The organism is Spirulina sp. CS-785/01 (genome assembly GCF_028330525.1).
GTDB lineage: Bacteria > Cyanobacteriota > Cyanobacteriia > Cyanobacteriales > Spirulinaceae > JAQMSD01.
Genome location: NZ_JAQMSD010000286.1, coordinates 1 through 9674, shown reverse-complemented (window position 1 = coordinate 9674; position 9674 = coordinate 1). Strand labels below are relative to the sequence as shown.

Genomic DNA, 9674 nt, shown 5'->3' with positions numbered 1-9674 from the left:
TAATGACCAGACAAAGAGCCTAAAACTAGCTACGCATTTTAGGGTTTGATGGCTTAGGAAACGGAGTCCATGAAGGACAGAGACGGGTCAGCTACTTGAAGGAAGGCACGAAGCCTCTTCCTTCAAGGAAGAGGTGCTGACAGTTGAGCTACTGCTTCCCAACATCTTGATTAACACTTATCCAGTTTACCGCTATGCTGAATCGAAAAGAAGATCACGACCTCAATTTAATCGAACTATGGAAACAGAACACCGCCCTGATTACGATGATGAGATTTCTCTAGTTGATATTATCCGTTTTTTTGGACGACAATGGAAACTGATCGGCATCACCACCCTAGGACTTACTGCCGTAGCGGTTGCCTACTCTCTCATCCAACAAGCAGACCCCTTTTATCAAAAATCCCTTACTTTCTCCGTAGAACCGACTACAGTTCCTTTTTCGGGTAGTAGTGGTGTTGCTATCCCCACTTACAGCAATACCAATCAAGCGAATAATGCAGCCACCGAATTTCTAAACGAGCAAAAGAATGATGATCAAGAGGATGATGCTGTCAGCCTAAATGCGACTTATGATAAAGAAGCAGATACGGTTAATCTAACGCTCCAAGCTCCTACCCCTGAACCGCTTCCGACAGCAACAGAGGAAACCTTTGAACAACTGGCACAGGATTTTCAACAATCTTTAGAGTCGGAAATTAGACAGGAGCTTGCCCAACTTGAAACCCGATTAAGTCGGGAGCAGGTAGTCTTGAGGACAATTGAGGCGGAGATTGCTGAAACCCCCGGAGTTGCAGCGAATACAGATAACCCTAGGCTGGGTAGCTTAGAAGGTCAACGAGCAAGACAAATCGCCTTAATGACGGAGCTAAAGTTTGATCAGCAGTATTTACAAAAAGCTCTCGCGGACTTGGAAGATTTTACGGAGCAAATTTATTCCCTTGAAGTGCAGGAAGAATCAGATATTCAGCAGCAATCTTCTTCTCGTTCTCCGGTGCAGGTGGGGGTGTTAGCGTTGATTGCTGGTTTTATGGTGGCTGTGTTGGCTGCTATTATCCGGGAGCAAATTCCCCAGATTCGGGCGGAGTTAGCGAAAACGGAGCATCAGAGGTTAAACAAATCTTAATTGGGGAGTGGGGGTTGGAGAAACCGGGTTTCTTTGTTTATGGGACTATATGACTGTTTAACCCCGATAGAAACCCGGTTTCTTGGCTTTGGCTAGGGGTTCGGGTTGGAGAAACCGGGTTTCTTTGTTCATGGGACTATATGACTGTTTAACCTCGATAGAAACCCGGTTTCTGACTGTACTAATAATAAACCCCGGTTTTGCGGTGGTGGACGGCGGTTACACCGTCGGGATCAAAAACGTTGCCGGAGTCGGCTACGGCATAAACTAACCAATGATCGCCGCATTCCATACGCTTTGAGACACGGCATTCTAAATAGGCCAATGCCCCTTTGAGGATGGGACAGCCATTTTCGGCTTCTTCAACGTCTAACCCCTCAAAACGATCTTCTCCAGGGGCAAAGTTTTTCATGAAGTGTTTGCGGAGTTGTTTGCCTTCTTTGAGGATGTTTAAGACGAATTGATCGTTGTTGTAGAGGAGTCCTTCGATCGCGCGTTCTTTAGCTACTGCTACAGTTAACCCAGGGGGACTAAAACTCGCTTGAGATACCCATGAGGCCAGCATCGCATTACTCAGTTCCCCTTTTTTGGTGGTGACGACGCTTAATGACCCCACAATGCGTCCTACGGCTTGTTCGGTGCGGGCGGACTGGGATTCGGTGACGGAGGAACGGGGTTTGCGGCTTTTCTGTTGGCGTTTGATTTTTTGCGCGAAGTCTGTTCCCGCTTCTTCGCAATATTTGAGGGTTTGATCGGTGGGTTTGAATTTAACTCGGATGGGATCAAAGCCGAATTTATACCCGGCATCGCGGATTTTTTGTTCGAGAATATCGATCGCTTCTCCACTCCACCCAAATGAGCCAAAAACCCCGGCTAATTTACTTTTGGCTGCGGTCGAAAGGACTAACCCTAATGCGGTTTGCACTTGAGTAGGAGCATGGCCGCCTAATGTGGGTGATCCCATGATAAACCCTGCTGATTGTTCAACGGCGGTGGTGATTTCGTCGGGATCGGCCTGTTCGCAGTTGATGGACTGGACGGCCACCCCGGCTTTGGTGATGCCTCTGGCGATGGCTTGGGCGATGGTGGCGGTGTTGCCGTAGGCGGAGGCGTACAGGAGGGTGACGCTGTTTTCCTGCTTTTTTTGCTGTTCTACCCAATTCTCATAAGACTGGGTGAGTTCTTGTAACCCATAGCGCACGAGGGGCCCGTGTCCGGTGGCGTATAAGCGGGCGGGGTGTTCGGTGAGTTTGGCTAAGGCCGCCGAGACTTGGGTGGCATGGGGGGCCATTAAGCAGTCAAAGTAGTAACGGCGGTCATCATTATAGACTTGCCACCCTTCATCAAAGATTTGTTGGCCACAAACGTGGGCCCCAAAGAGTTTATCGGTGTAGAGAATTTCGGTTTTGGGGTCATAGGTACACATTTGATCAGACCACCGGGGACTGGGGGTTAAAATAAATTGCAGTTGGTGGCCCTGTCCTAAATCAAGGCTATCGTCCTTTTTAATGACATGAATCTGAGGGTTTTGTCCTTCTAGGATTTTACGCAGGGAGATGGCGGCAGGATTGGAGCAAACCAAGGTAATTTGAGGGGCTAAGTCTAATAAAACTTTTAAGGTAGCCCCCCGATTGGGATTGACATGGCCTAAGATGACGTAATCTAGGGTTTTGGGGTCAATCCGGTTTTGCAGGGCGGAGATAAAGCTATCGGTGAAGGATTCTCCGGGGGGGTCAAAGAGGGCGGTTTTGTCTCCTTGAATGATGAAGGAGTTGGCGGTTGTGCCTTTTTGCAGGGCATATTCGATTTCAAATTTTAATCGCTCCCAAGTGCGCGATCGCAAGACTGTCGTTTCTGGTGCAATGGGTAAAACTTGAACGTCACGGGGTTTCATGGCTATTTTTCCCTAAAGCGTGAGGATTTAACTACTAGCTTACTCTCTCAGGGAATTCCGTCCAATCTGCTTTGTGAAAGAGATAGTTGGACTGGATTAATTACAATAATCAAGATCAGAATTTAGCAAAATTTATCTTTACCCCCACGCCAACCCTCCCTCTGCCTTGGGATGCTGATTACTGCTATAACTTGGGGAGGGTCAACATTACGGCATCGTCAACCCCTCTAATTGTGACTTGACGGCATTAATATAAGTGGGATCATATAAATCTGCCGTCGTGAGTCGGCCTTGAATGACTCCGGCCCGAATTAAGTCCTTAGCATCTAGTTGGCCACTCCGATACGCGGTGACAAACACCCCATAACTGGGAATGCCTGAGTCTTTATACCCCCCTCGATAGGCCCGGTTGACTAAATGAAAGGGCGAAATTTTTAATTCTTCAGGTAAACGGGCGCGACTATAATACGGGCGAGGATAAGACCGAGATAACCGGGCCAAGTCTTGTTCTGAAGACGGTTCAACGGGAGCATTTTTTTCGATACGGTTGGGGGGGACTGTCCACTGGGTTGTATTGTCCCCTTGTCCGTCGATGTCTTGAAACTCCTGAAAGGTGTCTTCTCTTTGGGAAGGGACGAGGGGGGCTGTTTTTGCCACTTTTTCCCCTTTCACCGTCTGTTGAACCGTTTGAGATGTAAAAGGTTCACTCCCTTGGACATACCCCCCTTGTAGGGTAGCCACCAAGACAAGAGAGGTGGTTTCTTTCACCGGAAGTTTAATTTCTCTGGCCGCTAAAAACTCTGCATCGTCTTCCGCCAATGCCATGTGAGTGAACGAGAGTGCTTCCATCTGTTTTGCCCTGAAAATCGTGAGTCCCTAAAAAAGCTTAACCTAATTTTTCTGTTCGAGAATATACTCCCGAAAGCGTTCTAAATCTTCTTGAATGGTGGATTCAACGGCCCGACCTAAAAATAAATTATCCATAATTTGCCCAATGACTCCAGGAATGGCATAAGCAACGGAGAGTTTCACTACACTCACTGTATGGCGGTCATAAAAGCGAATCGCGCCTCGATTGGGTAAACCGTCCACTGATTCCCATTTAATAATTTGATGGGGGACAATGGTGAGAATTCTCGCTAACCAGCTAAATTCTAACCCTCCGGTATCGAGAGTCCATTTGGACAAGTCGGGGTTATCTTCTAAGACTTGTACCGATTTAATCCATTTCATCCAAATGGGCATTTTTTGAAAATCTGCCCAAGATTCCCAAACGAGGGTCATGGGGGCTTCTATTTCAACTTGTACGCTATGTTCGAGCCAATCAGACATTTTGGGTTGTTGGTTATGGGTTGCGGGTTGTTCTATGAGAAAGTCTAGCAGTTGTTCATGTATCTTCGGTATGCTCAGGGGGAGGGGGTCGGTTGAGAGGGGAGTTTACCCCAGAGACACAGAGGACACGGAGAGGACACGGAAAGGACACGGAGGGGGAAGTCTAGAGGATGGTTGATTTTGAGGAGAAAGAGGTGTAGTAGAGTGGGTGGACTGCGGTTTCGCTTGTTTATCTTGACGGGATGGGACAGAATGGACAACCCAAAAAGTGACACACAGCAATCCCCCAAAAGAGATACCCTTTTGAGAAGATAGCTCTAGGTCTATATTGCCCTCACCCACCACCCACATCCACCAAACCGACTCATGTTTTTATGTCTTCATATTCGGGACTGCTGTGGTACTATCTGGATGGTTCGAGAGGCTATAACTGTTCCAAAAAGCCAGTCCTAGCAGTAGAGGAGCGACAGGAGTGCAAAAGAGGATGTCAGAGGAACATCAAGACAGCAAAACCCAGCGAAATTATCCCCAACCCATCCGCATTGGTGTCATCGGTGTGGGCAATATGGGGCAACATCATACACGGGTGCTAAGTTTACTCAAAGATGTAGAACTGGTGGGGGTATCCGATATTAATGTTGAACGAGGGTTAGACACTGCCAGTAAGTATCGAGTCCGGTTTTTTGAAGATTATCACGCCCTATTACCCTATGTAGATGCGGTTTGTGTGGCTGTTCCTACTCGTTTACACCATCCTGTCGGGATGAGTTGTTTAAAAGCAGGGGTTCATGTTCTCATCGAAAAACCTATTGCAGCGAATATTACGGAAGCTGAGTCTCTGGTGAATGCTGCCGCAGAATCCAATTGTATTTTACAAGTGGGTCATATTGAACGGTTTAATCCCGCGTTCCAAGAGTTGAGTAAAGTCTTAAAAACCGAGGAACTCTTGGCCTTAGAAGCACACCGGATGAGTCCCTATTCTAACCGGGCTAATGATGTCTCGGTGGTGTTGGATTTAATGATCCATGATATTGATTTATTATTAGACTTGACCAATTCGCCTATTGCCACGGTGACAGCGAGTGGGAGTCGCGCTTCGGATTCGGGGTATTTAGATTATGTGACGGCGACGTTAGGGTTTGCTAATGGTATTGTGGCTACCCTGACGGCCAGTAAAGTGACTCACCGCAAAATTCGCAGTATTGCAGCCCATTGTAAGAATTCTCTCACTGAGGCGGATTTTCTCAATCACGAAATTCTCATCCATCGACAAACAACGGCTAACTGTATGACGGATTATGGCCAAGTGTTGTATCGTCAGGATGGGTTAATTGAGAAGGTTTATACGAGTAATATTGAGCCACTTCATGCAGAGTTAGAACATTTTGTCACCTGTGTTCGAGGGGGAAATCAACCGTCTGTGGGGGGTGAACAAGCGTTGAAAGCGTTGCGGTTAGCTAGTTCGATTGAACAAATGGCTTTAGATGGACAGGTCTGGAAACATGATTGTGATTGGCAACCGCCTCAGTCAATGTCTGGAGAAATGTTGAATTCTCTTTAATGGGGGGGAATGGGCCTTGGGTTTAAACCCAGGGCTAATAGTTTAAACCCGTTAAAAACGGGTTGAGTGACTAACGATACCATTAGAAGTTTTGACATCCTCCTCGGCGTAAACGCACGAGGATTCCCTAGCAGTTCGTAGTGGGGGCTTCAGCCCCACATGCACTAGAATCATTTTTTTGCAATTCTAGTTCTTGTTATTCCAATTACCCATTACAATCTTTCAATTTGATTGGCTAAGTAAGGTAATGGGGTTGAAGGACTGGGGAAGTTTTTATAAATGTAATAGAGAAGAAAGGGACTAGAGACGGCCATTAAGACTAACCCATTTTGCCAATTGGTAAAGGTTTCTTGTAAGGGTTGGGGTTCAGTAACGGGATAGGTTTCCGAGAAAAAGCGAATAATAACGACAATTCCATTGTTTAATCCATGGGCAACAATGGGAATAATTAGGCTTTTGCTTTTTAAATAAAGAATACATAAAATAATCCCTACCATAGTTAAACCCACTGGGTTAATATGACCAATTCCAAAGAGTAAAGAGGTGGTAAAAATGCTGGGAATTAATCCCCATTTGGTTGCCCAACGATGTAATAAAACGCCTCGAAATACGAATTCTTCTGTCATGGGGGCTACAATAATTAAAACTAAGACTTCTAAAATTTTATTGACTAAAGGAAATTGAGATTGGGCTTGGTCTTGTAGGGCTAAGGATTGCAAGAAATCATCCATCCATTGGGGAGCGATCGCATAAACAATTGAATAAGAGACTAGGGCAGACCCTAGGGAAAATATAATTAAAAATACGGTTAAAATTAACAGAAAGAACCAATTATATTGGTATGATATTTCTCCTAGAATCAAGGTGAATTTAATATGAAGAAACCTAAATACAAATAAAATCCATAAGCATAATGTCCCAAAGACAAAAATTGAAAAAATGTAAGTAACAATGGGGTCACTCTCTTGGAGATTAAAAATTACACTGAGAAACCCAAATAAGAAACTAGACAGAAAAATTAAAACGAGAGAGGCCAAAAATAACCAACGGGATTTAAACTGAGAAAACGGATTTGCGATCGCCATTATCCAAGACTTGACAAAAACTCAATCAAATGGTACTGATTTTAACGAATGATGACGGCATTGAAGCCCCCGGAATCCAAGCCTTACAGAACGCAGTTTCAGGAGAAAGTATCATCATCGCCCCCCATCAACAACTCTCTGGGTGTGGTCATCAGGTGACAACCTCACAACCCTTCCGCGTGGAAAAGCGAACCCCCACCCATTATGCCGTTGAGGGGACACCTGCTGATTGTACACGAGTGGCCTTAGCTCAGTTATACCCAAAACAAATTCAATGGGTTCTCTCTGGCATCAATGCAGGGGGCAACATGGGGGTTGATGTGTACATTTCCGGAACGGTGGCCGCCGTCCGAGAGGCCGCCTTTCACGGCATCCCAGGCATCGCCATTTCCCATTGGCGACGACGGCCCCTAACAATAGACTGGGACCGGGCCACCCGTTGGACTAAGCAAGTCTTAGATAAATTAATGACCATGACTCTCCCGGTGGGGACTTTCTGGAATGTCAATTTGCCCCATTTAGACCCCGATACCCCCGACCCAGAGATTATTTTCTGTCAGCCCAGTATTAACCCGCTTCCGGTGAAATATCGCGTCGAGGGGGACTTCTATGGGTATGAAGGGCAATATAACCAACGGGAACGAGTGGCAGGAACAGATGTCGATGTTTGCTTTTCGGGAAACATTGCCGTCACCCAAATTAAACTTTGACACTCCCTCCTAGACGCAGTAACCCGTAAAAAATCAGTCTTTTGCCTCCGGACACCGATTACTGTTTACTGATTACTGTTTACTGACAACAAACGCCCTTGTATGACCAAAAAAAAGACCTCCTTAGCAGGAATAGCGGGCATTGTCGCCTTAGCCACCCTGATCAGTAAAATCTTTGGCCTGTTTCGAGAACAAGCCATCGCTGCCGCCTTTGGAGTGGGTCCCGTCGTCAACGCCTACGCCTATGCTTACGTTATTCCGGGGTTTCTCCTCATCTTACTCGGTGGCATTAATGGGCCCTTTCACTCCGCCCTCGTCAGTGTCCTCTCCAAACGCGATAAGTCCGAAGCGGCCAACATTGTTGAAACCGTGAGTACCGTTGTCAGTTTAGTCTTACTGGGGGTTGGCGGAGTTTTAATTCTCTATGCCGGATTTTTTATTGATATCCTCGCCCCTGGGTTAGATGAAACCACCCGCAGTTTAGCTATCTTACAACTGCGAATTATGTCCCCTCTCGCCGTATTAGCTGGCCTCATTGGCATTGGCTTTGGGACCCTCAATGCAGCAGATCAATATTGGTTGCCCAGTATTAGCCCCTTATTCTCTAGTTTAGCCGTCTTAATTGGCCTAGGGGTCTTAGCGTGGCAAGTGGGGGGAGACATTAACACCCCAGACTATATCCGCTTGGGGGGGGTTGTCTTAGCGGGAGGGACTTTAGCAGGAGGAGTATTACAATGGGGGGCGCAACTGTGGGCGCAAATGCAGTCCCAATTGGGCAAACTCCGATTAAGATTTGATTTAGGCAATGAAGGGGTAAAAGAAGTCCTACGAGTAATGACACCCGCAACTCTCTCATCGGGGATGCTGCATATTAATGTTTATACTGACCTCTTTTTTGCTTCTTATATTGCTGGGGCAGCCGCCGCCATGCGATACGCCAATTTTATTGTTCTCACTCCTCTGGGCATTATTTCTAATATGATTTTAGTGCCGTTTATGCCTGTTTTCTCTAAGTTAGCGGCCCCGGAAAATTGGGATGAGTTAAAAAACCGGATTCGCCAAGGGATTTTATTAACGGCTTTAACGATGTTGCCGCTTACGGCGATTTTTATGTCCCTTTCTGGCCCCATTGTTGAGGTAATTTATCAACGCTACGCTTTCTCGGCAGATGCAGCCCGTTTTGTTGCCCCTGTGTTGATGACGTATGGGTTTGGGATGTTCTTTTATTTAGCGCGAGATGTGTTAGTCCGGGTGTTTTATGCGTTAGGGGATGGGGAAACGCCGTTTCGGGTGAGTTTATTTAATATCTTTTTAAATGCTGGGTTAGATTATGTGTTGGTTAATCAATTTCAAACCCCTGGTTTGGTGATGGCCACTATTGGGGTAAATGTGACTTCTATGTTGATTTTAATTGGGGTGTTAAATCGCCGTTTAGATGGGTTGCCGCTTAGGGAATGGGGGATGATTTTATTGGCGTTGTTTGGTATTAGTGCTGTTGCTGGGTTGGCGAGTTTTGGGGTAAGTCAATTCTGGCAAGGTTGGTTGGGGACGGATAATATATTCTGGTTATTGGGGGATTTAATTGTTTGTAGTGGGGTGGCTGTGAGTTTGTTTATGGGGTTGGCTATGCTGTTACAGTTACCGGAGTTAAATCTGCTTGTGACTCGGTTAAAACAGAAGTTTTTTAAGCGGGGCTAAATAGGTTTTGGGGTTTCACTTATTTTATATTCCTTGGTTTTAAACCCAAGGCTAATAGCTAAAACCCGTTAAAACGGGTTGAGTAAGTATTTAGGTAATGCTACTTTTATATTCCTTGGGTTCAAACCCAATGCTAATAGCTAAAACCTGTTAAAACGGGTTGAGTAAGTAATGCTACTTTTATATTCCTTGGGTTTAAACCCAAGGCTAATAGCTAAAACCCGTTAAAACGGGTTGAGTAAGTATTTAGGTAATGCTACTTTTATAT

At 45.8% G+C, this 9674-nt stretch carries 8 protein-coding genes; 4 read left to right on the top strand and 4 right to left on the bottom strand.

Translation table 11 applies throughout. The features are described 5' to 3' along the window. The first annotated feature begins 238 nt into the window (after positions 1 to 238). Entirely contained in the window at positions 239 to 1126 is an 888-nt protein-coding gene (locus tag PN462_RS18580) for a hypothetical protein (RefSeq protein ID WP_272130322.1), read from the top strand. Positions 1127 to 1307: 181 nt separating this feature from the next. On the opposite strand, the gene PN462_RS18575 is transcribed toward PN462_RS18580, so the two are convergent. The 3 genes from PN462_RS18575 to PN462_RS18565 form a co-directional block, all read right to left on the bottom strand. Beyond that, the gene (locus PN462_RS18575) at positions 1308 to 3020 is read right to left on the bottom strand and encodes a diflavin flavoprotein (RefSeq protein WP_272130321.1); all 1713 of its coding nucleotides are present in this window, start codon (positions 3018 to 3020) and stop codon (positions 1308 to 1310) included. A 207-nt stretch (positions 3021 to 3227) separates the two neighbouring features. Next, a complete protein-coding gene (locus tag PN462_RS18570; RefSeq protein WP_272130320.1) occupies positions 3228 to 3869 on the bottom strand; it encodes a hypothetical protein in 642 nt (213 codons plus the stop codon). 42 nt (positions 3870 to 3911) lie between these two features. Then, on the bottom strand, positions 3912 to 4352 hold the full coding sequence (locus tag PN462_RS18565) for an SRPBCC family protein (RefSeq protein ID WP_272130319.1): 441 nt from the start codon (positions 4350 to 4352) through the stop codon (positions 3912 to 3914). A gap of 484 nt (positions 4353 to 4836) precedes the next feature. Between PN462_RS18565 and PN462_RS18560 the strand changes: the two genes are divergently transcribed. After that, a complete protein-coding gene (locus PN462_RS18560) occupies positions 4837 to 5913 on the top strand; it encodes a Gfo/Idh/MocA family oxidoreductase (RefSeq protein ID WP_272130318.1) in 1077 nt (358 codons plus the stop codon). A 212-nt stretch (positions 5914 to 6125) separates the two neighbouring features. Here the strand turns inward: PN462_RS18560 and PN462_RS18555 are convergent, their stop codons facing one another. After that, positions 6126 to 6998, bottom strand: coding sequence for a CPBP family intramembrane glutamic endopeptidase (locus PN462_RS18555; protein WP_272130317.1), 873 nt, complete (start codon positions 6996 to 6998; stop codon positions 6126 to 6128). A gap of 29 nt (positions 6999 to 7027) precedes the next feature. Here PN462_RS18555 and surE point away from each other — a divergent pair, with 29 nt between their 5' ends. Then, a complete protein-coding gene (surE, locus tag PN462_RS18550) occupies positions 7028 to 7708 on the top strand; it encodes a 5'/3'-nucleotidase SurE (protein WP_272130316.1) in 681 nt (226 codons plus the stop codon). Between the two features lie 102 nt (positions 7709 to 7810). Next, entirely contained in the window at positions 7811 to 9406 is a 1596-nt protein-coding gene (gene murJ, locus PN462_RS18545) for a murein biosynthesis integral membrane protein MurJ (RefSeq protein ID WP_272130315.1), read from the top strand. Positions 9407 to 9674: the final 268 nt, after the last annotated feature.